The following is a 21,130-nucleotide window of genomic DNA, read 5'->3' on the forward strand; positions in this document are numbered from 1 at the left end:
CGCCGCGCGCACCTCGCCGCCAAGCCCAAGACCACCGCCGCGACCCGTTCGACGGCGACCCGGTCCACGGCGCCGCGGCGCACGATCACGGCTACGCGTCCCACCTCGCGCCCGCGCGAAGACCGCCCCGGCTCCGGCGGCCTCGCCCGCTCCGGCCGCTTCCGCGCCTGCCGCTTCGACGTCGTCGTCACGCAGCGCTCCGGCCAAGAAGGGCTTCTTCGCCCGCATGGGCGACGCGATCTTCGGAAAGAAGTAATCGCGCCTGAAACGACAAAGCCCCGGACGGTCCGACCGTCCGGGGCTTTTTCATGCCTTGCGCGCGGCGGTCACGCCGGAGGCAGATCCTCGGCCAGGATGGCCATCTCGAACATGAACGAACCGTCGTCGTCCTCGTCCTTGAAGACCACACCGATGAACTCGTCATCCACATAGACCTCGGCGGAGTCGTTCTGCTTGGGGCGGGCCTTCAGGTTGATTCCGCCGGTGTTGAAGGTGCGCTTCAGATGGGTCTCGATGCGCTTGATGTCGGTGTCGTTCACGGTGGACGGCCTCTATGATTTGAAGGCGCGGACCCTATTGAAGCCCGCGCCGCTTTTCAAACGCACTGAACAGAAATCAGATCACGAAGTCATAGGCTATGTCGGCCAGGGTGTGGTCCATGGTGCGTGCGGGCTGTTCGCCGGTGGGACAATTGACCAGGCGCGCGGGCACCCCGGCGGCGGTGCAATGTGCGGGCACAGGCTTCAACACCACCGAACCCGACGCGATCTTGGCGTAGTCGCCGATAGCGATATTGCCCAGCACCTTGGCTCCCGCACCCAGCAGGACGCCGCGCCCGATCTTGGGGTGGCGGTCGCCGCGCTCCGCGCCCGTGCCGCCCAGGGTCACGGCGTGCAGCATGGACACCTCGTCGCCCACCACCGCCGTCTCGCCGATGACGATGCCGGTGCCGTGGTCGAAGAACAGGCCGGCGCCCAGGGTGGCCGCCGGATGGATGTCCACCTGGAACAATTCCGACATGCGGCTCTGAAAATGAAAGGCCAGGGTTTCGCGCCCCTGGCTCCACAGCCAGTGGGAGACGCGGTGCGCCTGGATGGCCTGGAAGCCCTTGAAGTAGAGGAACGGCTGCAGCAGCGACTTGATGGCGGGATCGCGCTCCTCCACCGCTTGAAGGTCGGCGCCGGCGGCCGCGACGATGGCGGGATCGGCGGCGAAGGCCTGGGCGCAGACCTCGCGCACGCTCATGGGCCCCAGTTCGGCGTCGCCCAGCTTGCGCGCGATCTGATAGCTGAGGGCGCTGGCCAGATCGCCATGGGACAGGATCGTGGCGCTCATCATGGATGACAGGCGCGGCTCGTCTCGCGCGGCCTGTTCAGCGGCCTCACGCAATTGCCGCCATCGTGACGGCGTGTCGCTGACCAATTCCAGTGGCTGCGCCATGAGCATTCCTTTCGCGCGGGCCTGAGCGAGACGAACTTAGGCCTCCACGGCGGCCTGCAAAAGCCCGCAGCGAGAAAATGAGACCGACTCGCATTCAGGGTCTGGCGCGACGGAGGACGCGGGCCTAGCTATTGATCATGAGCCCATACGCCCCCGTCGGCGCGCCCCTGCCCGCCCCCGAACCGTCCGAAGCCTATCTGAAGCGCCTGTCGAACCGGCGCTCGACCCCCGCCCAGACCATCGGCGCGCCGGGACCGGGCGAGGATCAGATCGCGCGAATCATTTCTGTGGCGGCCCGAACACCGGACCACGGCAAGCTGGCCCCCTGGCGTTTCGTGATCCTGGGCGCGGCGGCCAAGGCGCGGATCGCGGCTGAGCTGGAACCCATGGCGCCGGATCCCAAGGGCGTCGCCGTTCTCGCCAAACTGCGGGCCTCGCCGGTCTGCGTGATGGTGGTGGCCACGCCGGTCGAGAGCCAGAAAATACCGCAGTGGGAGCAGGAGCTGTCGGCGGGCGCTGTGTGCATGAACCTGCTGCACGCTGCCGACGCGCTCGGATTCGGCGCCAACTGGATCACCGACTGGTATGCCTATGAGCCCGCCGCCACCGCCCTGTTCGGCGTAAAGGCTGGCGAGCGCATCGCCGGGTTCATCCATCTGGGCACGCCGGCCGCGCCGCCACTGGAACGGGACCGGCCCGATCTGTCCGCCCTGATCAGCCGCCTGGACTGAGGGTCTCGCGCGCGGCCGTGTGGATCACGCGCCGCGTCTCCTCCCAAGCCACCAGATCATCCACCGCCGAGAGGGGATGGAACGCCGCCTCGGCCGCATCGTCACCCGCCACAGGCTGTCCACCCGTCCATTCGGCGCGGTAGTCGATCATCACATAGTGCCGGTCGTGGTCAGGGAAGACGCCGTCCACCACAGCCAGCAGGCCGGTGATGACCGCGTCGACGCCGGTCTCTTCCTTCAGCTCGCGCAGGGCCGCGTCCAGAACCCGCTCGCCCGGCTCGATCCGTCCGCCCGGCAGACTCCATTCCCCCAGACGGGGCTCGGTGCCGCGCCGGATCAGCAGCACCTGGTCGCCCTTGAGGCACACCACGCCGACGACGGGCACAGGGGTCATTCAGCAATCCTCACGCGGGCGATCACGCATTCTGGCTTTCCTGATCCATGCGGGTTTGAGACAAGCGTGTCCATGCCCGCACCCTCCCCCGCCGTCATCGACGAACTGAAATCCATCCTCGGCCCCAAAGGCTGGACCCAGGATGCGGACCTGATCGCGCCGCGCGTGGTCGAGTGGCGCGGCGCGTGGGAGGGCAACACCCCCATCCTGCTGACCCCGAGTTCGACCGAGGAGGTGGCGCGGGCCGTGGCGGTCTGTGCGCGCGAGGGCGTGGCCATCACCCCCCAGGGCGGCAACACCGGCTGGTGGGCGGCCAGATTCCCTACGGCGAGGTCCTGATCTCCATGAACCGCATGCGTGCGGTGCGTCGGGTGCTGCCGCTGGAAGACGTGATGGTGGTGGAGGCCGGGCTGACGCTGAAGGAGGCGCAGGACGCCGCTGCCGGCGCCGACCGTTTCTTTCCGCTGAGCCTCGCGGCCGAGGGCACGGCGACGGTGGGCGGGGTCATCTCCACCAACGCCGGCGGCACGGCGGTGCTGCGCTACGGCGTGGCGCGCGATCTGGTGCTGGGGCTGGAGGCGGTGCTGCCCAACGGCGAGATTTTCCACGGGCTGAAGCGGCTTCGCAAGGACAACACCGGCTATGACCTCAAGCATCTGCTGATCGGGGCCGAAGGGACGCTGGGCATCGTCACGGCGGCGGCGCTGAAGCTTTTTCCGGTCATGCGGTCGCGGGCCACGGCGGTGGTGGGGCTCGAGACGCCCGCCGCCGCGCTGGAGCTGCTGGCCGTGGCCAAGGCCGAAACCGGCGGGGGCGCGAGGCCTCGAGCTGATGAACCGACAGGGCATCGAGATCTGCCTGGCCCACATCCCCGACACCCGCGATCCGCTTGACACGCCGACGCCGTGGGCGGTGCTGATTGAGCTGGTGTCGGGCGAACCGGGGGCGGCCGAGCGGGGCATGGAGCGCATCCTGGGGGACGCCTTCGAGCGCGGCCTGATCTCGGACGCGGCCATGGCCCAGAACGCGACGCAGGCGGCGCAGTTCTGGCGGCTGCGCGAGGAAATGTCGGCGGCCCAGAAAGCGGCGGGCGGCGGGTGGAAGCATGACGTGTCCCTGCCATTGACCGCCTTGCCCGAATTCGTCGAGCGCGCCCACGGTGCGCTGAACGCGCAGTTCGAGGGCATCCGGCTTGTGACTTTCGGACATCTGGGCGACGGCAACCTGCATTACAATGTGGTGCCGCCGGTGGGTGCGTATCCCAAGGCTTTCGCTGCGCGCAAGGACGAGGGCGCGAGAATCGTCCACGACATTGTCGGCGAACTGGAGGCTCCATCTCCGCCGAACACGGCCTGGGGCGGCTGAAGACCGAAGAGGCGCTGCGCTACAAGGACCCGGTCCAGGTGGCCGCCATGCGGGCAGTGCGGGCCGCGCTCGATCCACAACGGATCATGAACCCGTCAGTCCTTTTCTGATCGTCAAGGTTTCAATCGTCACCCGCACGGCCTATCTGCCCCGAAACCTCCGGAGGCCGTGCCTTTGCTTTTTGTCCTGTCGCCCGCAAAGCGTCTGAACTATTCCGAAGCCCCGACGGCGATCCAGCCGACCCGACCGCGCTTCGACACCGATATCGCCGAACTGTCCAAGGTGACGCGCAAGCTGACGCGCGCGGACCTGCGCCGCCTGATGGACATTTCCCAACCGCTGGCCGACCTGAACCACCAACGCTTCCAGGCCTTCGACCCTGACAGCGACGAGGGCTCTTTGCCCGCCGCATTCGCCTTCGCCGGGGATGTCTATGAAGGGCTGAAGGCTCGCGAGCTGGACGACAAGGCGCTGGCGTGGACGCAGGATCACCTGCGCATCCTGTCGGGCCTCTACGGCCTGCTGCGCCCGCTGGACGCCATCCAGCCCTATCGTCTGGAGATGGGCACACGGCTGCGCACCAAGCGGGGCGCGAACCTCTACGATTTCTGGGGCGATCGCATCGCCAAGCGGCTCAACGCCGACGCCGAGGGTCAGACGGACAGTTCGCTGGTGAACCTGGCCAGCCAGGAATATTTCGGCGCCGTCGACGCGCGAGCCCTGAAACTGCCTGTGGTCACGCCCCAGTTCCGCGAAGTGCGTGACGGCGAAAGCCGGATCATCTCGTTCTTCGCCAAGAAGGCGCGAGGCCTGATGGCGCGGTGGGCGATCGACAACCGGGTCGAGCGTGCGGAGGACCTGAAGGGCTTCGATCTCGAGGGCTATGGATTCGACAAGGCGGCGTCCAGTGACAACGAATGGATATTCATCAGATCGGGAAAATCCTGACACCCTGTCGCCACCAGCGCAGACTGCCGCTAGATTGACCTGAAGAACCGGTGACTCGCCGGCAGGATGAAAGACCCCGCATGTTCCAGTGGCTGAAAGGCATCTCCGGCTCTGACACGGCGAAGGACACGCCGCGCCCGTACAACCCCGACGTCAATGACCTGAAAGGTCAGGTGGCGGTGATCTCGGGTTCGACGTCCGGCATCGGCCTGGCGCTGGCCCGCGCGGTGGCGTCGCGGGGCGGCGACGTGGTGCTGAACGGCCTGGGCGATCCGGCCGAGATCGAGCGCACCCGCTCGGGCATGGAGGCCGCCTACGGGGTCAAGGTCCGCTATCACGCCGCCGACATGCGCAACGGCAGCGAAGTGGCCGACATGGTCGCCTTCGCCAAGCACGATCTGGGCCGTCTGGACATTCTGGTGAACAACGCGGGCGTCCAGCACGTGGAGTCCATCGACAAATTTCCCGCCGACAAGTGGGAGCAGATCATCGCCATCAACCTGTCGTCGGCCTTCTATGCCACCCGGGCTGCGGTGCCGATCATGAAGGCGCAGGGGCGCGGGCGGATCATCAATGTGGCCTCGGCCCACGGGCTGGTGGCCAGCCCCTACAAGTCCGCCTATGTCGCCGCCAAGCACGGGGTCATCGGCCTGACCAAGACCGTGGCGCTGGAGCTGGCCGAGCAGAACATCACCTGTAACGCCATCTGCCCGGGCTTCGTCGAAACCCCGATCGTCGAAAAGCAGATCGCCGACCAGGCCCGCACCCGCGGCATTCCGCGCGAGAAGGTGCTGGCCGAGGTGATCCTGAAATCCCAGCCCACGCGGCGGTTCGTGACCACCGACGAACTGGCGGGCATCTTCCTGTATCTGGTCAGCGATCTGGGAGCCTCGGCCAACGGGGCCAGCTTCTCCATCGACGGCGGCTGGACCGCCCAGTGACAGCCCCGGAGGGACCAGCTTGCTGAAGCGGAAGAAGCCCTCCGATCCGAACCGGCTCCGGCCCATCTGTCTGGCGCTGCAGGGCGGCGGCTCCCACGGCGCGTTCCAGTGGGGCGTGCTGGACCGCCTGCTCGAGGACGGGCGTCTGGAGATCAAGGCGGTGACTGCCGCCTCTGCCGGCGCCATGAACGGTGCGGCGCTGATTTCCGGCATGGCGGCGAACGGGCGGGACGGCGCCCGCGAGGCCCTGGACAAGCTCTGGCGCGAGATGAACCAGTCCGGCGGCCGCAACGTCTTTGGCGACAGAGGCGTATGGAACGCCATGACCAATCCCGGCTGGCTGAAGGAGACGCCCTTCTGGCGCTCGTTCAAGGCCATGGCGATGTCGTCCAGCCCCTATGAGTTCAACCCCTTCAACCTGAACCCCCTGAAGCGGGTTCTCGACGCCTCGATTGATTTCGAGGCCGTGCGGGCCTCGCCGATCAGGTTCTTCGTGTCGGCGACGGCGGTGAAGCACGGGCGGGCGCGCATCTTCAAATCAGACGAGATGAGCGACGAGGTCCTGATGGCCTCGGCCTGCCTGCCCCACCTGTTCCAGGCGGTGACCATCGACGGCGAGCCTTACTGGGACGGCGGCTATCTGGCTAACCCGGCGCTGTGGCCGCTGTTCTATGACGACACGCCCGACGACATTCTGCTGCTGCCGCTGAACCCGTTCGAGCGGGACGACACGCCCAAGGCGCCGGGCGAGATCATGGACCGCATGAATGAGATCGCCTTCAACGCGCCCCTCACCGCAGAGCTGCGCGCCGTGGCCTTCGTGCAGGAGCTGATAGAAGAAGGCCAGCTGACCGAGACGGCGCGGGGCCGCTATCGCCACATGCTGCTACACGCCGTGTCGGCGGACGGGCATCTGGATGACCTGTCGCTGGGCTCCAAGTTCAACACCGAATGGACTTTCCTGCTGGACCTGAAGGCGCGGGGAAGGGAGGCGGCGGACCATTGGCTGGAGAACTGCCTGCCCGCCGTCGGCGAGCGGTCCAGCATGGACATGAAGCGGTTTCTATCGCTCCATGCCTAGGCCGCTGCGGCCGCCTCATCCTCGCGGCGGCGGCGCGTTTCAATGAAGCGCACGCACCAGATCGAGATCTCGTAGAGCACGATCAGAGGGATCGCCAGCATGGCCTGGCTGATGGGGTCCGGCGGCGTGACGAAGGCCGCCACGACAAAGATGCCGACGACGGCGTATTTGCGGCCTTTCGACAGGGCTTCGGCGTTGACGATGCCGGCCAGGCCCAGAAGGGTCATGACCACCGGCAGCTGGAAGCACAGGCCGAAGGCCAGCAGCAGGGCCGTGACCAGGTTCAGATAGTCCGAGACCCGCGTCATCAGGGCCACTGACACCTCGGCGGTGGCGATCTGCTGGCTCAGCGAGAACCACATGACGAAGGGCAGCATGATGAAATAGACCATCGCCGTTCCGATCAGGAACAGGATAGGCGCCGCCAGCAGGAACGGCAGGAAAGCCTTGCGCTCGTTGCGGTAGAGGCCCGGCGCCACGAAGCCGTAGACCTGCCAGGCCAGGATCGGGAAGGTGATGACGATGGCGCCGAAGGCCGCCAGCTTGATCTTGGTGATCAGGAACTCCAGCGGGGCCGTGGAGATCAGGCCCACGGCCGATCCACCCTCCGGCAGAGGCGTGATCCCGGCCGTGGCCAGGATCAGATCGATCGGTGACACTCCCTCCCCGCCTGACACCTCATGCAGGGCGAAGGCGGCGGCGAACGGCTTGACCAGAAACACATAGAGCGGCCCGGCGAAGGCGAAGCACAGGATGAAGCCGAGGATGAAGGCGGCGACGCAGACCAGCAGGCGGCTGCGCAGCTCGGTCAGGTGCTCCAGCAGCGGCGCACGCGAGGATTCGATGTCGGCTTCTTCGTCCTCGGGGCGGCTCATGATCCGGCCTTCGAGGTCGTCTTGGCGGCGGGCTTGCGGCGCGGCGCGGCGCCGGCAGGCTTCGTGTCGGCGGTCGTGGCAGCAGCAGCCTTGGCGGTCGAGGGTTTGGGTTTGGCCTTGGTGGCGGCCTTGGAGGCGCCCGAGACCTTCGCATTCGTGACGGCTGCAGTGGAGGGCTCGGCCGGTTCGGTCACCACAGGCGCCGGAATGGCCGGGGGCGCGGGCTGGGCGGGGGGATCGGAAGCGCCGTAGCTGGTGGGCACGACCGGCTTGTTCAGGTCGTCGCTGATCTGGCGGAAGGTGGCTTCGGTCTCGGCGCCCAGGGGCTTGGCCATCTGGCCGGTGCGCAGGGCTTCGACCTCCTTGCGGAGCTCGTCCAGCTCGGACTGGCGCGCCATCTCGTCAAAGCTGGCGCGGAAATCGGCGGCCATGCTGCGCGCCTTGCCCATGAACTGACCCACCCGCCGCATGAGAAGCGGCAAGTCCTTCGGTCCCACCACGAGCAGCGCGATGATGCCGATCACCAGAAGTTCGGTGGCGCCGATGCCGGGGCCCAGACCGCCCATGAATCAAGCCTTCTCCGCGAACGCGGTCAGCGCGGAGCTTCGTCTTTTTCGGCCTCGGTGCGCGGCAGGGCGCCGGCCGGGGTCTCGTTCGACTTCTTGTCATCGTCGCCGCCGGACAGACCGTCCTTGAAGGCGCGGATGCCCTTGGCGGCGTCGCCCATCAGGCCGGACAGTTTGCCACGGCCGCCGAAGAGCAGCAGCACGATGACCGCGATGATGATTATCTGCCAGATGCCGGGCTGCATGAGGTCTCGTCTCTGAATCCGAAAGCGGCGGCGGTATGCCGACGCGAACTACAGGCGACCATATAGGGCATCGGCCGGGGGCAAGCCAAGAAATCCATCGCACGGTCGCGGCATATTATCCCGGTTCGGATCGCACCGACCGGCGAGGCGTGCGTTAAATGGCCTGAGACAAGCGGACAACGGGGGCCTCAATGCATGCGGATTTCGTGATTGTCGGCGGCGGCGCCGGCGGGCTGTTGCTGGCGGCGCAACTGGGCCGCAGGCTGGGGCGGCGGCAGGGGCCGCGCCGGGTGCTGCTGATCGACCGGACTCCGCTTCACATCTGGAAACCCAGCCTGCACGAGATCGCGGCGGGCACGCTTGATGCGCACCAGGAGGGGTTGTCCTACCCGATGCTGGCGCGCCGCAATCATTTCAAATTCAGCCTGGGCGACATGGCGGCCCTGGATCCGGACGCGAAACGCCTGACCCTGACGGACATGCGCGACGAGGATGGGCGGGTGATCGTGCCGGAGCGGGTCGTCGGGTTCGAGCGGCTGGTGCTGGCCACCGGCAGCGGATCGAACCTGTTCGGCACGCCCGGGGCCGCCGAGCACGCCCGGATGCTGGAGGACACCGACGACGCCCGGGAATTCCAGAAGCGCCTGACCACCGCCTTCATGGCCACGGCTTTTTCCGATGAGCGCGTGCTGAGGATCGCCATCGTCGGGGCGGGCGCGACGGGGGTGGAGCTGGCCGCCGAACTGCTGGAGGCCCATGACGCGTTTCAGGAGGCCCTGGCCCACGACCAGCAGTTCCGGCTGGAGGTCACGATCGTCGAAATGGCGCCGCGCATCCTGGGCGGCCTGCCCGAGCGGGTGGCTGATCAGGCGTCCGCCGCACTGGCCCAGAAGGGCGTGCGGGTCATGACCGAGGCGAAGGTGGAGCGGGTGCGCGCCGACGGGCTGGACACGTCGCAGGGCCCGGTTCCGGCGGACCTGGTCGTCTGGGCCGCGGGGGTGAAGGCGGACGAACGGAACACGGCCTTTGGCCTGAAGACGGGCAAGCTGAACCAGTTCGTCACCGACGACCGCCTGCGCACCTCGGCGCCGGGGATTTGGGCCATGGGCGACTGCGCCGAGACGCCGGGCGCGAACGGCCGCCCCCTGCCCGCCCGAGCCCAGGCCGCGGCCCAGCAGGCGGACTACCTGACAGACGCCCTGCTGGCGGATGCTCAGGGCCGGGTGGGCGGGAGGAGCTTCGTCTATCGCGACCGGGGGTCGCTGGTGGCCCTGGGGGACGACGAGGCGGCGGGGTCGTTGATGGGCGGGCTGCTGGGCGACCGGTTCTTCATCGAGGGGCTGACGGCGCGCTGGGCCTATATGTCCCTGCACCTGGACCATCACCGGCGCATTCTGGGGCCGGTGCGGACGGCGGTGCTGGCGCTGGCCCGGCTGGTGCACAACCGCATCTCGGGCCGGCTCAAGCTGCACTGAGCCTCAGTACAGCAGGAAGGGGCGCCGTTCCTCGGTCCACGCAGCCTCGTCCGGCGTGGTCAGCGCGTCCAGATCGGCGGGCGTGGCGGCGGGGTCATCGACCCATTCGCGTAAGGAAGGACCGCCGTTGATGACGTCAACAGGCAGCTTTCCGAAGGCGTACTCATAGGGGAAGTCCCGCCACAGGTCATAGTCAGGCCAGAGGCGGCGGATGGCCTTGAAACCGAGGGCCTGGACCCGCCACGGGCGGAAGGCGGCGTGGTCGTAGTGCGGGCCGTCCACGTGGATCTGGACCCCGCTGCACAGCTTGCCGACATGCTTGTGGAAGGTGGGCTCGAACCACATGTCGCGCAACACGCAGCCGCCCAGCCAGTCGGGGGCCAGGGCCTGCATCTCGGCGATCACGGCGCGGGCGCGATGTCGGGGGCGCCGAACAGCTCGAGCGGACGCGTGGTGCCCCGGCCTTCGGACAGGGTCGCGCCCTCCAGCATGACGGTGCCCGCATAGGCCCGGGCCATGGAGAGGTTCGGCGCATTGGGGCTGGGGTTCACCCAGGCGCGCTCCAGCAGCGGCCAGCCGCACCCCGGAGCCTGATCCGGCGACCAGTTTTCCATTGTGATGACATGATAATCCACGTCGATCCTGAAGTGATGGATGAACCACTGGCCCAGCTCGCCCATGGTCAGGCCGTGGCGCATGGGGATGGGGCCGGCGCCCACGAAGCTCTCCCAGCCGGGACGAAGCGTCAGCCCTTCCACCGGCCGCCCGGCCGGATTGGGGCGGTCCAGAACCCACACGGACTTGCCATGTTTCTGCGCAGCTTCAAGCACATAGAGTAATGTGGTGACGTAGGTGTAGATGCGGCAACCCAGATCCTGAAGGTCGATCAGGATGACGTCGAAGGTCTCCATCCATTCGTCCTTGGGACGACGGACCTCGCCATAGAGGCTGAACACCGGAACGCCGTGGACCGGGTCGCGGTAGTCCGGGCTCTCCATCATGTTGTCCTGGAGATCGCCCTTCATGCCGTGCTGCGGGCCGAACAGGGCCGTCAGCGTGATGTCGTCACAGGCCGCCAGGGCGTCCACCGCATGGGTCAGGTCCGCCGTCACCGAGGCCGGGTGCGCCAGCAGCGCCACGCGCCGCCCCTTCAGGTCGCGGCGCAGGTCGGGATCGGACAGCAGGCGGTCGAGGCCGAATTTCATGCGGAGGTCTCGGGCAAGATCAGGATGAATGAGTCGGGATGGTGAAAGTCGGGCTTTTCCGCCGGATGCGCCAGCGCCCAGTAGCTGGTCGCGCCGTCCAGGGTCTCGATCACCGCCGTCAGCCCGATCCGGCCGTCGGCGTCGGGCGGCAGAACGACATCAGCGGTGAGGACGACGGTCTCGGGCGTCTGGCGCGTCACGATGATCGGCGCGGGCTGCTCAAGCGGCGCCATGCCCTCGCGGTAGGCGTCGAAGCCATAGGCCGCCCAGGCGCCGGAGGGCGAAAGATTGTATTCCGCATAGCCCTCGCTACGGCCGGCGAACGCCTCGAAACAGGTGGTGCGCCACAGGCCGTCGGCCCGCGCCCGCCCCGAGGGCTCGGGCAGGCGCAGGGCGGCGATCAGACCGGTCACCCGGTATTCGAGGCTGAGGACGCCGCCCCTGCGGCGCACCTGGACCTGGACCTGCCGCCCTGCCGACGGCGTTGACGGGTGCGGGACCAGCGCGACTGTGATTTCAGACTCCGGGCCGGAAAAAACAGGGTCTGAATAGTCCGAATAGTCTGAAATGATCCCCTCCCCCGGTTCGGCGGTCCCTGTCTCAGATGGGGGGCGCACGCTCCAGCCGCCCAATTTAACATGCCCTGAAACAGGGGGGTGAAAACTCATTACCTTCAAAGATGCGGGCGCGTCGTGCTACAGGCCCTGCTCCCCTATGCTCAAGCCGCTTCGAACATGACCGATCACGCCTTCAAGTCCGATTTTCTCACGACGCTGTCCGAGCGCGGCTATATCCACCAGATCACCCATCCGGTCGAACTGGATGCGGCGGCGGCGTCGGGCGTGGTCACCGGCTACATCGGATTCGACGCGACGGCGCCGTCGCTGCACGTGGGATCGCTGATCCAGATCATGATGCTGCGTCGACTGCAGCAGGCGGGGCACCGGCCTGTAGTGGTCATGGGCGGCGGCACCACCAAGGTGGGCGACCCCACCGGCAAGGACGCCTCGCGCCCCCAGCTGACCGACGCTGACATCGCCGCCAATATCGCCAGCATCCGCACGGTGTTCGAGAAATTCCTGACCTTCGGCGACGGTCCGACCGACGCGGTCATGATCGACAACGACGAGTGGCTGTCGAAGTTCGGCTATGTGGAATTCCTGCGCGAGTACGGCACGCAGTTCACCATCAACCGGATGCTGGCCTTCGACTCGGTCAAGCTGCGGCTGGAACGGGAACAGCCGATGACCTTCCTCGAGTTCAACTACATGCTGATGCAGTCGGTGGACTTCCTGGAGCTGAACCGCCGCCTGAACGTGACGCTGCAGATGGGCGGATCGGATCAGTGGGGCAACATCACCTCCGGCGTCGATCTGGTGCGCCGGATGGATCAGAAGTCGGCCTTCGGCCTGACCACCCCGCTGCTCACCACGGCGTCCGGCGGCAAGATGGGCAAGACCGCCCAGGGCGCAGTATGCTGAACGCCGAGCAATTGAGCCCCTATGACTACTGGCAGTTCTGGCGGAACGTGGACGACGCCGACGTGGGCCGGTTCCTGCGTCTGTTCACCGACATGCCGCTGGATGAGATCGCGCGGCTCGAGGCCCTGGAGGGCGCCGGGATCAATGAGGGGAAGAAGGCCCTGGCCGACGCCGCGACGACGATGCTGCACGGGGCTGACGAAGCGCTGAAAGCACGCACGACATCAGAAGAGGCATTCGAGAAGGGTCACGCGACAACCGATCTGCGACCCGGGAGTTCATCTGGGCCGGGACACCGGAGGAACAGGAACGGCATGGCGGTCCCTTCCAGAAGCGACAGGCGGAAGCCCTTCTCAAGGCTTCCGAGCTGTCACCTTCGACTGGACAGGCTCGGAAGAAAATTCAGAATGAGGGCGTCTGGATCAATGACAATCTCATCAAGGATCCGGGCCAGTTGTTCGGTCTCGACGATGTGGATACCGATGTTGGGGCATTCAAGGTGAAGCTTGGCAAGCGTGGCCAGATCGTGCTCGTGAAACCCATCTAAATTCCGCTCATCCCCGCGCACGCGGGGACCCAGATCGGAGCAGGCTGGATCGTGGCCTTCTACACCTACACCCTGGCCAGCCGCAGAAACGGCACACTCTACACCGGCTCGACCGACGATCTCATCGCTCGCGTCAGCCAACACAAGGCGAAGACATTCCAAGGGTTCACGGCACAGTATGGCGTGGATCAGCTGGTCTGGTTCGAGGTTCATGACTCCCGAGACGGCGCTTTCCGTCGTGAGCGGCAAATCAAGAAATGGAAGCGGCGCTGGAAGGTGCAGATGATAGAAGAGAACAATCCCGACTGGCGTGACCTGTATGATGAGGTGCGCCTCGGCGATCTCAAGGATGCGTCGGACTGGGTCCCCGCGTGCGCGGGGATGAGCGGAGTAAAAAATGACGGATAACCTCGAAGGCTCGGAAGCCCCCGCATTCGACATGGCCACGGACAACGGCGGCCAGGTGAGCCTGGACGGGCTGAAGGGTCAGTGGGTGGCGCTGTATTTCTATCCCAAGGCGGACACGCCCGGCTGCACCAACGAGAGCAAGGATTTCTCGGCGCTGAAGACGGCGTTCGGACGCGTCAACGCCGTGGTGGTGGGGGTGTCCAAGGACCCGGTGAAGAAGCTGGACCGGTTCAAGGACAAGCACGAGCTGAACGTCACCCTGGCGTCCGACGACGGCGGCGACGTGTGCGAGCGCTACGGCGTGTGGGGCGAGAAGATGCTGTACGGCCGCAAGTTCATGGGCATCGAACGGGCGACCTTCCTGATCGATCCCGAGGGGAAGGTGCGGCGGGTCTGGCGCAAGGTGAAGGTGCCCGGCCACGCCCAAGCGGTGCTGGACGCGGTTAAGGGGGCTTAGGCGCCGCCCTTTATACGGTCGTCATGGTCAGCGTTCATAATGGCTGGAATAGCGACGATACCCCAGTCCAGATTCGCTGAAATACACGCAGCAGGCGAAGTTAACCGTCGTCAGCATCGTATGCGGCGAAATCCGGACGGGCCTCGTCGTTCTTTGCGTGAACTCCCTTGCACGAGCGTGACTGTTCACGGATAACGACGGCCTGCGTTGGGGGACGTTAACCGATGATTAGAACCTTCGCTTCTCAGCTCTCGGATCTGATCGAGCGAATCTTTCCGGAACGGCATCTCTATCTGAGGTGCAACGGTGAGACCCGCGGCTATGTGCTGACCACCGGGCGGCAGATGCTGGCGGCCGGCGCTGCGACGGTTCTGGGCGGCTGGATGGTGATCTCAAGCGGCGGCTTCATGCTGGGCGCCCTGGCCGAAAGCCGGGCCGAGGCGGAAATCGCCCGCACCCGCGCCGCCTCCGAACGGGTCAATGCCGATCTGCAGGCGCGACTGGAAAGCGCCGTCATGCGCATGTCGGCGACCACCGGCTCGCTGGAGGAAACCGCCCAGATGGTCGAGCGGCGCCACGCCGCCCTGACCCAGGTGATGGGCATGTTCAACGGCATCCCCGGCTCGGAAGAGGTTCTGGCCCCCGCCCGTCCGCTGGACCCCGACACCAACTCTCCCATTCGCCGCATCGCCGCCGTGCAGGCGGATCAGGAACGCCTGATCGCCCGCGCCGAATCCTTCGCCGACAATCGCGCCGAGCGCCTGCGTCTGGCCTTCCGGCTGGCGGGACTGAACCCCTCGGCCTACGCCGGAGCAGGCACGGCCCTGGGCGGACCGCTGGTGGAGGCGCGGGATCCGCGCGCCCTGGCCGCCGTGCTGGACGTGGACGAGGCCTTCGCCATGCGCATCCGCAGCGCCGCTCACAATCTGTCCGACATGCGGAGCCTGGCCGACGCCGCCGAGCGGCTGCCGTTCGACCGTCCGGTGGGCGCGGCGCGCACCACCTCGGGCTTCGGCGTCCGCTTTGATCCCTTCAACGGCCGTCCCGCCCTGCATCAGGGCCAGGACTTCGCCGCGCCGCGCAACACGCCGATCCTGGCCACGGCGCCGGGCGTCGTCTCCTTCGCGGGCGTGCGCGGCGGCTATGGCCGCACGGTCGAGATCGACCATGGCGGCGGGTTCAAGACCCGCTTCGCCCACCTCCACACCATCGCCGTCCAGCCGGGCCAGCGCGTCGCCGTCGGCCACCGGATCGGCGGCATGGGCACCACCGGGCGCTCCACGGGCGTGCATCTGCATTACGAAGTGTGGATGAACGGCCGACCCCAGAATCCCGCCCGCTTCATGAGAGCCGGAGAACAAATTGTTCAACAAAACTAAGCCTGCCGCCAAGCCCCTCCGGTCGGAAGAGCCGATCCCGCCCCTGCCCGACCTGCCGTCGCCCAGCCAGGCCAAGCGCCCGGCGGCCTCGGCGGCGCCCCAACAAGCGGCCTCGATGCCGTCACAGGTTCCGACGGGCAAGGGCCTGTCCACCCTGTCGGCCGACCTGACCTTCGAGGGCAATGTCTCCGGCGCCGGCGACCTGCAGGTGGACGGCACGGTCAAGGGCGACCTGCGGGTCGGCCGCCTGATCGTCGGCGAGACCGGCGCGGTCGAGGGCAATGTCTCGGCGGATTACGTCGAGGTGCGCGGGCGCATCGTCGGCGGCGTGAACGGCAAGCAGATCAAGCTGCTGGGCACCGCCTATGTGGACGGCGACATCACCCATGAACAGCTGTCCATTGACGTGGGGGCCTATTTCCAGGGCCGCTGCATCCAGGGCCGCCGCGACGCCGCGCCTTCGGCCGGGCCGGCCCCGACCGCATCGACCTCGTCGACCGCCCCGGCTGCGGCGCCCAGCGCCACGCAGGCTTCGACGCCGGCCCCTTCGGGCGAAGACACCATCCAGCCGTTCCAGGCCAAGACCTCAGCCTGATCACGAGAGGGGCGGCCGATCAGTCCTCGGCCGCCTCGCCCCGCTTGTCGCCCACGCGCGCGGCCAGGGCGGCCCCCATGAAGGCGTCCAGATCGCCGTTCAGCACGCCGTCGGTGTCGGACGTCTCGACGTTGGTGCGCAGATCCTTGACCATCTGATAGGGCTGCAGGACGTAGCTGCGGATCTGGTGGCCCCAGCCGATGTCGGTCCTGGCGTCGGCCAGGGCCTGGGCCGCGGCTTCGCGCTTCTGAAGCTCCAGCTCGTACAGGCGCGCACGCAGCATCTTCCAGGCCTGCTCGCGGTTCTGGTGCTGTGAGCGCCCGGCCTGGCACGCCACCACGGTGTTGGTGGGGACGTGGGTCAGGCGGACGGCGGAATCCGTCTTGTTGATGTGCTGACCGCCCGCGCCGGAGGCCCGGTAGGTGTCCGTGCGCACGTCCGACGGATTGATGTCGATCTCGATGGTGTCATCCACCACCGGCGAGACGCCGATGGAGGCGAAGGAGGTGTGACGCTTGGCTGCTGAATCGAAGGGGCTGATGCGCACCAGACGGTGCACGCCGGACTCAGACTTCAGCCAGCCATAGGCGTTGGGGCCGGAGATCTGGATGGTGGCGGACTTGACGCCCGCCTGCTCGCCGTCGGTCTCTTCCTGGATCTCGACCTCGTAGCCGCGTGACTTGGCCCAGCGGCTGTACATGCGCAGCAGCATGCCGGCCCAGTCGTTGGACTCGGTGCCCCCGGCGCCGGAGTTGACCTCCAGATAGGCATCGTTGCCGTCTGCCTCACCGGACAGCAGGGCCTCCAGCTCGGCGCGGGCGGCGCGGTCCTTGATGGTCTTGAGGCTGGCGCGGGCGTCCTCGAGGGTGGCCTCGTCGCCTTCCTCGTCGGCCATTTCGGACAGCATGACGGCCTCTTCCAGACCGTTCTCCATCTCCCGCACGGCGTTGATCTGGGTCTCCAGCCGCGAGCGTTCACGGCTGAGGGCCTGGGCCTGGTCAGGGTTGTCCCACAGGGTGGGGTCTTCGACGCGAGCGTTCAGCTCGTCGAGTTTTCGGAGGGCAGGCTCCCAGTCAAAGACGCCTCCTGAGCAGAGCCAGGCTCTGCTCGATGTCGGCCTTGGCGGCCTCGACATCCGGTCTCATCGCATCACTCCCGAAGCGAAAACAGGTGCGCCGCCCGAGGATTCGGGCGGCGGCGAATGCTTGATCTAATCGGTCAGTACAGCCCGCTCAAGTCTTCTGCGGGCTCCCGCTGTGGCGCAGGCGCGGGTTCGGCGGGCTGGGGCGAGGCCTGTTGCTGTTGCTGGGCCTGACGCTGGGCCTCGGCTTCACGGCGCAGAACGTCGGTGTAGGCCTGCGGGCCTTCCCACGTCTGAGGCTCCGGCGTCGGCTCGACGCGGCGCTCGGTGCCCGGGCGGAACGCCTCCTCGATGCCGTTGACGGTCCGGAAGATCGCATTGCGGGGCCGCACGAACGGGCGGGCCGGCCGCTCCTTGAGCGCCTCGGTCATGAAGTTGATGAACACCGGCACGGCCGTCGCGGCGCCCGCTTCGCCGGAGCCCAGCGACCGGTTGTCGTCGAAGCCGATGAAGACCCCGACCACGATGTCTGTGGTGTAGCCCACGAACCAGGCGCTGCGGTATTCGTTGGTGGTGCCGGTCTTGCCCGCCACCCAGGGGCCCAGGCCCCGGGCGCGCACGCCGGTGCCGCGCTGGATCACGCCTTCGAGCATGGAGCTGATCTGGTAGGCGGTGATGGCGTCGATGACCTGCTCCCCGCGCGGCGTCAGCCGGGGCGAGGCGCCGCCGTCGAAACCGCGGCCGCAGGTGCGGCAGGCCCGGTCGTCGGCGCGATAGATGGTGCGGCCGTTGCGGTCCTGCACAAGCTCGATCAGATAGGGCTCGACCCGGCGTCCTCCGTTGGCGAAGGCGGCGTAGGCGGCGGTCAGGCGATAGGGCGTGGTCTCCCCCGCCCCCAGCGACAGCGACAGATTCGGCTCCATGTCGTCGCCCGCGCCCATGTCCTCCGCGAGCTGGACGACTTCGTCCATGCCCACCGCCTGGGCCAGACGCACGGTCATGACGTTGCGCGACAACTCCAGCCCCCGGCGCAGGGTCTGGGGGCCGTAGTACTGGCGGCTGTAGTTCTCGGGCGTCCACGGACGCCCGCCGGCCCCGCCCGGGAACGAGATCGGCGCGTCCAGCACGATGCTGGACGGGGTGAAGTCCCCCTCCAGGGCTGCGGCGTAGACGATGGGCTTGAAGGCCGAGCCCGGCTGGCGTTCCGCCTGGGTGGCGCGGTTGAAGCTGGACAGGGCGTAGGAATAGCCGCCGACCATGGCCAGCACGCGACCCGACTGGGGCTCCATGGCCACAAGGGCGCCGTTCACGGCGGGCACCTGTTTCAGGGCGAACTGTCCGCCCTCGGCCGGCTCGACAAAGATCAGGTCGCCGACCTCGAGACCCGCGCCCGCGCGGGCCCACGCCACGTCGGCGGACAGCAGGGTTCCGGTCTGGTCGTCTTGGGCGGTGCGGATGCGCACGCCGTCGCCGACGCTCTCCACCACGGCGGCGCGCCATTCGCGGCGCTCGGGCGGGGCGGACTGCTCGGACGCCTCGTCCTGCCAGCCCTCCGCGATGTCCACATTGCCCCATGCCCCGCGCCAACCATGGCGGCGGTCATAGTCCTCGAGCCCCTGCATCAGGGCATCGCGGGCGGCGGACTGCAGCGACGGATCCAGCGTCGTGCGCATGTAGTAGCCGCCGGCGTTGATGTCCTCGCCGAACATGCCCAGGGCCCGGCGGCGGGCCTCCTCCACGAAGAAGTCGGCGTCCCGATACTGGGCCCGGCGCGGCGCGTCCTGGGTGGTCAGCGGGCGGGCGCGGGCGGCCTCGTACGCCTCCTCGGTGATGAACCGGTTCGAGCGCATGGCGCCCAGCACCCAGTTGCGGCGGTCCAGGGCGCCTCGGGGCGGCGGATGGGGTGATAGTTGTTGGGACCCTTGGGCAGGGCGGCCAGGAAGGCGGCTTCATCGACCGTCAGCTGGTCCAGCGACTTGCCGAAATAGTTGAACGCGGCCGAGGCCACGCCATAGGAGCGATAGCCGAGGAAAATCTCGTTCAGATAGAGTTCGAGAATCTGCTCCTTGGACAGGGTCGCCTCGAGGCGGCTGGCCAGGATCGCCTCGCGCAGCTTGCGGCCGATGGTGCTCTCATTGGTCAGCAGGACGTTCTTGGCCACCTGCTGGGTGATGGTCGATCCGCCCTCGAGCCGCCGGCCCTGCACCGCGTTCAGCACGTTCTTGAACATGGCCCGGCTGACGCCGCCCACGTCGATGCCGCCGTGCTGGAAGAAGTTGGAGTCCTCGGCCGCCAGGAACGCCTGGACCACCGGGGCCGGGATCTGGTCGTAGGTCACATAGATCCGGCGTTCCTGGGAGAATTCGCCGATCAGGGTTCCGTCGCCCGCATAGACGCGCGTGGCCGTGGCCGGACGGTATTCCGCCAGCTCGCCCGCGTCGGGCAGGTCATGGAAAAGCCAGGCGGCGTAAATGGCCAGCAGAAGCCCCGCCAGGGCGATGGCGCCCAGCAGGCCGATGCCGGCCAGAACGAACCAGCGTTCGCCGATAGACTTCACGCGGAACTCCGAAAATCGCCCCATATGGCCGGTATTAGCCCGCGTCCGGCGAGGGCGCCAGTCCGGATGAGAAGGTCAGGCCACGCAAGATGGTACGGTCAGCGTCCGCCGCCCGCCTGACCGGCGCCCGCCACCATCAGGCCCGCGTCCGGCTGGGTGAAATAGCGGTCGATGCCCTGCGCAGTGGCGCGCATGAGGCGGGTGCGGCCGCGTTCGTCGGTCAGGAGCTGCTCGTCGTCGGGATTGGTCATGAAGCCCATCTCCAGCAGCAGGGCCGGGACGTCGGGGGCCAGCAGGACCTCGAAATTAGCGTCGCGGTGGCTGCGGTTCAGCATCGGATGGCCCGAGGCCTCCAGATGGGTCAGCAGGACGCGCGCCGCCTGGGCCGAACGGTTCTGGGTGGCGCGCTGGGTCATGTCCAGCAGGATGCGGTCGACCGTGGGATCGCGGCCGGGCAGCTGGAGATCGGCGTGCCAGCCGTCGCGGCTGGTGGCCTGGCGCACGGCGCGCACGGCGCCTTGTTCGGACAGGGTGTAGACGCTGGCGCCCCGCGTGGTGCGGTCGTTACCCGCATCGGCGTGCAGCGAGATGAACAGGTCCGCCCCGGCCTCGCGGGCCATGGCGACCCGGCGCGAGCGAGTGACATAGACGTCCGACGTGCGGGTCAGCATGACGCGGTAGCCGCCGATGCGTTCGATCTCGGTCTTGAGATCCTGGGCCGCCTGGAGCGTCACGGCGCTTTCGTTGACGCGCCCGCCCAGGGTTCCGGGATCGTGCCCGCCATGGCCGGCGTCGATGACGATCAGGGGCCGCTCGCGCCTCTGAGGGGCGGAAACCGTCCGCGGCGGATTGCGCTCGGGCCGGGGGGCCGCGGCCGCGTCGGTGGCCTTCAGGTCGATGACATAGCGATAGTGGGGGATCCCGTCGCCGGGGGGCAGCAGGAAGCGGCGCTCCACTTCGGCGCCGCCGGCCAGCTCCAGCCGCAGCTCCGCGCCGCGGCCGGATCCCTGCATTTCATAGGCGCGCACGAGGCCCAGGCCGCGCCCGCTGACGCCCTGCGCGGCCGAGACACCGGACAGGCTGAGCACCACACGCCCGGCCTCGCCCGACTCACGGACGGAACCGCGGGCGGTCCGCTCCATGTCCACCACGATGCGGGTCCGCTCGGCGTCGCCGCCGAAGCGCACACGCAGCACATCGCCCTGGGCGCCCAGGGCCAGACCGGCCCCCGCCGCCAGAACGCCCACCGCGAAAACGATCAGGGCGGCAAGGATCAACAGGCCGCGACGAACACGGCCTTCTTGTCCAGCAAAGCTCTCGACCATTCGCGACATGCGCGATGCACCCACCAATTAAAGT

General features: G+C 67.7%; 18 protein-coding genes and 4 pseudogenes. 11 read left to right on the forward strand and 11 right to left on the reverse strand.

Annotated elements, in window-relative coordinates; all coding sequences use genetic code 11:
- Positions 1–326: 326 nt before the first annotated feature.
- Positions 327–539, reverse strand: coding sequence for a DUF3126 family protein (locus MBEBAB_RS06370; protein WP_021697123.1), 213 nt, complete (start codon positions 537–539; stop codon positions 327–329).
- Between the two features lie 76 nt (positions 540–615).
- Positions 616–1,440, reverse strand: a complete 825-nt coding sequence (cysE, locus tag MBEBAB_RS06375; RefSeq protein ID WP_045318969.1) for a serine O-acetyltransferase — start codon at positions 1,438–1,440, stop codon at positions 616–618.
- Positions 1,441–1,577: 137 nt separating this feature from the next.
- On the opposite strand from cysE, the gene MBEBAB_RS06380 reads away from it, so the two are divergent.
- A complete protein-coding gene (locus MBEBAB_RS06380) occupies positions 1,578–2,171 on the forward strand; it encodes a nitroreductase family protein (RefSeq protein WP_045318970.1) in 594 nt (197 codons plus the stop codon).
- On the opposite strand, the gene MBEBAB_RS06385 is transcribed toward MBEBAB_RS06380, so the two are convergent.
- Entirely contained in the window at positions 2,155–2,565 is a 411-nt protein-coding gene (locus MBEBAB_RS06385; protein ID WP_045318966.1) for an NUDIX hydrolase, read from the reverse strand. The two genes, MBEBAB_RS06380 and MBEBAB_RS06385, sit on opposite strands and share 17 nt — an antisense overlap.
- Before the next feature lie 72 nt (positions 2,566–2,637).
- On the opposite strand from MBEBAB_RS06385, the pseudogene MBEBAB_RS06390 reads away from it, so the two are divergent.
- The 4 genes and pseudogenes from MBEBAB_RS06390 to MBEBAB_RS06405 all read left to right on the forward strand — a co-directional run bounded on the left by MBEBAB_RS06390 (position 2,638) and on the right by MBEBAB_RS06405 (position 6,900).
- Positions 2,638–4,040 (forward strand): annotated as a pseudogene (locus MBEBAB_RS06390) (FAD-binding oxidoreductase).
- A gap of 64 nt (positions 4,041–4,104) precedes the next feature.
- Positions 4,105–4,878 carry a peroxide stress protein YaaA gene (gene yaaA, locus MBEBAB_RS06395; RefSeq protein ID WP_021697128.1) on the forward strand — a complete coding sequence of 258 codons (774 nt, stop codon included), beginning with the start codon at positions 4,105–4,107 and terminating at the stop codon, positions 4,876–4,878.
- An 80-nt stretch (positions 4,879–4,958) separates the two neighbouring features.
- Entirely contained in the window at positions 4,959–5,819 is an 861-nt protein-coding gene (locus MBEBAB_RS06400) for a 3-hydroxybutyrate dehydrogenase (protein ID WP_021697129.1), read from the forward strand.
- Between the two features lie 19 nt (positions 5,820–5,838).
- The gene (locus MBEBAB_RS06405; protein ID WP_021697130.1) at positions 5,839–6,900 is read left to right on the forward strand and encodes a patatin-like phospholipase family protein; all 1,062 of its coding nucleotides are present in this window, start codon (positions 5,839–5,841) and stop codon (positions 6,898–6,900) included.
- Here the strand turns inward: MBEBAB_RS06405 and tatC are convergent.
- From tatC to tatA, 3 genes are read right to left on the reverse strand one after another with little or no spacing between them, the layout of a single operon-like run.
- Positions 6,897–7,775, reverse strand: coding sequence for a twin-arginine translocase subunit TatC (gene tatC, locus MBEBAB_RS06410; protein ID WP_021697131.1), 879 nt, complete (start codon positions 7,773–7,775; stop codon positions 6,897–6,899). The genes MBEBAB_RS06405 and tatC overlap by 4 nt on opposite strands.
- On the reverse strand, positions 7,772–8,341 hold the full coding sequence (gene tatB, locus MBEBAB_RS06415; protein WP_021697132.1) for a Sec-independent protein translocase protein TatB: 570 nt from the start codon (positions 8,339–8,341) through the stop codon (positions 7,772–7,774). Before tatB ends, tatC begins: the two co-directional genes overlap by 4 nt.
- 26 nt (positions 8,342–8,367) lie before the next feature.
- Positions 8,368–8,586, reverse strand: a complete 219-nt coding sequence (gene tatA, locus MBEBAB_RS06420) for a twin-arginine translocase TatA/TatE family subunit (RefSeq protein WP_021697133.1) — start codon at positions 8,584–8,586, stop codon at positions 8,368–8,370.
- Positions 8,587–8,777: 191 nt separating this feature from the next.
- On the opposite strand from tatA, the gene MBEBAB_RS06425 reads away from it, so the two are divergent.
- The gene (locus MBEBAB_RS06425) at positions 8,778–10,061 is read left to right on the forward strand and encodes an NAD(P)/FAD-dependent oxidoreductase (RefSeq protein ID WP_021697134.1); all 1,284 of its coding nucleotides are present in this window, start codon (positions 8,778–8,780) and stop codon (positions 10,059–10,061) included.
- Positions 10,062–10,064: 3 nt separating this feature from the next.
- Here MBEBAB_RS06425 and MBEBAB_RS06430 read toward each other — a convergent pair.
- Both MBEBAB_RS06430 and MBEBAB_RS06435 read right to left on the reverse strand, forming a co-directional pair.
- A pseudogene (locus MBEBAB_RS06430) lies at positions 10,065–11,266 on the reverse strand (exo-beta-N-acetylmuramidase NamZ family protein).
- Positions 11,263–11,718 carry a DOMON-like domain-containing protein gene (locus MBEBAB_RS06435; RefSeq protein WP_242397110.1) on the reverse strand — a complete coding sequence of 152 codons (456 nt, stop codon included), beginning with the start codon at positions 11,716–11,718 and terminating at the stop codon, positions 11,263–11,265. The pseudogene MBEBAB_RS06430 and the gene MBEBAB_RS06435 overlap by 4 nt, the downstream one beginning before the upstream one ends.
- Before the next feature lie 282 nt (positions 11,719–12,000).
- On the opposite strand from MBEBAB_RS06435, the pseudogene tyrS reads away from it, so the two are divergent.
- From tyrS to MBEBAB_RS06460, 5 genes and pseudogenes are all read left to right on the forward strand, one after another.
- Positions 12,001–13,294: pseudogene (tyrS, locus tag MBEBAB_RS06440) on the forward strand (tyrosine--tRNA ligase).
- A gap of 51 nt (positions 13,295–13,345) precedes the next feature.
- Positions 13,346–13,702, forward strand: coding sequence for a GIY-YIG nuclease family protein (locus MBEBAB_RS06445; RefSeq protein ID WP_021697138.1), 357 nt, complete (start codon positions 13,346–13,348; stop codon positions 13,700–13,702).
- Positions 13,692–14,159: a thioredoxin-dependent thiol peroxidase gene (bcp, locus tag MBEBAB_RS06450; protein ID WP_021697139.1), complete on the forward strand. Its 468-nt coding sequence runs from the start codon at positions 13,692–13,694 to the stop codon at positions 14,157–14,159. The genes MBEBAB_RS06445 and bcp overlap by 11 nt, the downstream gene beginning before the upstream one ends.
- A gap of 224 nt (positions 14,160–14,383) precedes the next feature.
- Positions 14,384–15,538, forward strand: a complete 1,155-nt coding sequence (locus MBEBAB_RS06455) for a peptidoglycan DD-metalloendopeptidase family protein (RefSeq protein WP_021697140.1) — start codon at positions 14,384–14,386, stop codon at positions 15,536–15,538.
- Positions 15,522–16,133: a bactofilin family protein gene (locus tag MBEBAB_RS06460; RefSeq protein ID WP_021697141.1), complete on the forward strand. Its 612-nt coding sequence runs from the start codon at positions 15,522–15,524 to the stop codon at positions 16,131–16,133. The genes MBEBAB_RS06455 and MBEBAB_RS06460 overlap by 17 nt, the downstream gene beginning before the upstream one ends.
- 19 nt (positions 16,134–16,152) lie before the next feature.
- Here MBEBAB_RS06460 and prfB read toward each other — a convergent pair.
- The 3 genes and pseudogenes from prfB to MBEBAB_RS06475 all read right to left on the reverse strand — a co-directional run bounded on the left by prfB (position 16,153) and on the right by MBEBAB_RS06475 (position 21,105).
- Positions 16,153–17,278, reverse strand: a protein-coding gene (gene prfB, locus MBEBAB_RS06465; protein ID WP_148291455.1) for a peptide chain release factor 2 whose coding sequence is annotated in 2 segments (ribosomal slippage) — positions 16,153–17,208 and positions 17,210–17,278 — 1,125 coding nt in all. Because the reading frame shifts where the segments join, the coding sequence is not laid out codon by codon here.
- 73 nt (positions 17,279–17,351) lie between these two features.
- Positions 17,352–19,795 (reverse strand): annotated as a pseudogene (locus MBEBAB_RS06470) (penicillin-binding protein 1A).
- Between the two features lie 74 nt (positions 19,796–19,869).
- Positions 19,870–21,105, reverse strand: coding sequence for an N-acetylmuramoyl-L-alanine amidase family protein (locus MBEBAB_RS06475; protein WP_231378932.1), 1,236 nt, complete (start codon positions 21,103–21,105; stop codon positions 19,870–19,872).
- Positions 21,106–21,130: the final 25 nt, after the last annotated feature.

It is taken from the genome of Brevundimonas abyssalis TAR-001 (assembly GCF_000466985.1).
In the GTDB taxonomy this organism is placed as follows: Bacteria; Pseudomonadota; Alphaproteobacteria; order Caulobacterales; family Caulobacteraceae; genus Brevundimonas; species Brevundimonas abyssalis.

Excerpts from the sequence above, each read along its gene's own strand:
- cysE (WP_045318969.1), bottom strand. The coding sequence starts at position 1,440 with ATGGCGCAGCCACTGGAATTGGTCAGCGACACGCCGTCACGATGGCGG.
- MBEBAB_RS06380 (WP_045318970.1), top strand. The coding sequence starts at position 1,578 with ATGAGCCCATACGCCCCCGTCGGCGCGCCCCTGCCCGCCCCCGAACCG.
- MBEBAB_RS06385 (WP_045318966.1), bottom strand. The coding sequence starts at position 2,565 with ATGACCCCTGTGCCCGTCGTCGGCGTGGTGTGCCTCAAGGGCGACCAG.
- MBEBAB_RS06400 (WP_021697129.1), top strand. The coding sequence starts at position 4,959 with ATGTTCCAGTGGCTGAAAGGCATCTCCGGCTCTGACACGGCGAAGGAC.
- tatC (WP_021697131.1), bottom strand. The coding sequence starts at position 7,775 with ATGAGCCGCCCCGAGGACGAAGAAGCCGACATCGAATCCTCGCGTGCG.
- tatB (WP_021697132.1), bottom strand. The coding sequence starts at position 8,341 with ATGGGCGGTCTGGGCCCCGGCATCGGCGCCACCGAACTTCTGGTGATC.
- tatA (WP_021697133.1), bottom strand. The coding sequence starts at position 8,586 with ATGCAGCCCGGCATCTGGCAGATAATCATCATCGCGGTCATCGTGCTG.
- MBEBAB_RS06425 (WP_021697134.1), top strand. The coding sequence starts at position 8,778 with ATGCATGCGGATTTCGTGATTGTCGGCGGCGGCGCCGGCGGGCTGTTG.
- bcp (WP_021697139.1), top strand. The coding sequence starts at position 13,692 with ATGACGGATAACCTCGAAGGCTCGGAAGCCCCCGCATTCGACATGGCC.
- MBEBAB_RS06455 (WP_021697140.1), top strand. The coding sequence starts at position 14,384 with ATGATTAGAACCTTCGCTTCTCAGCTCTCGGATCTGATCGAGCGAATC.
- MBEBAB_RS06475 (WP_231378932.1), bottom strand. The coding sequence starts at position 21,105 with ATGTCGCGAATGGTCGAGAGCTTTGCTGGACAAGAAGGCCGTGTTCGT.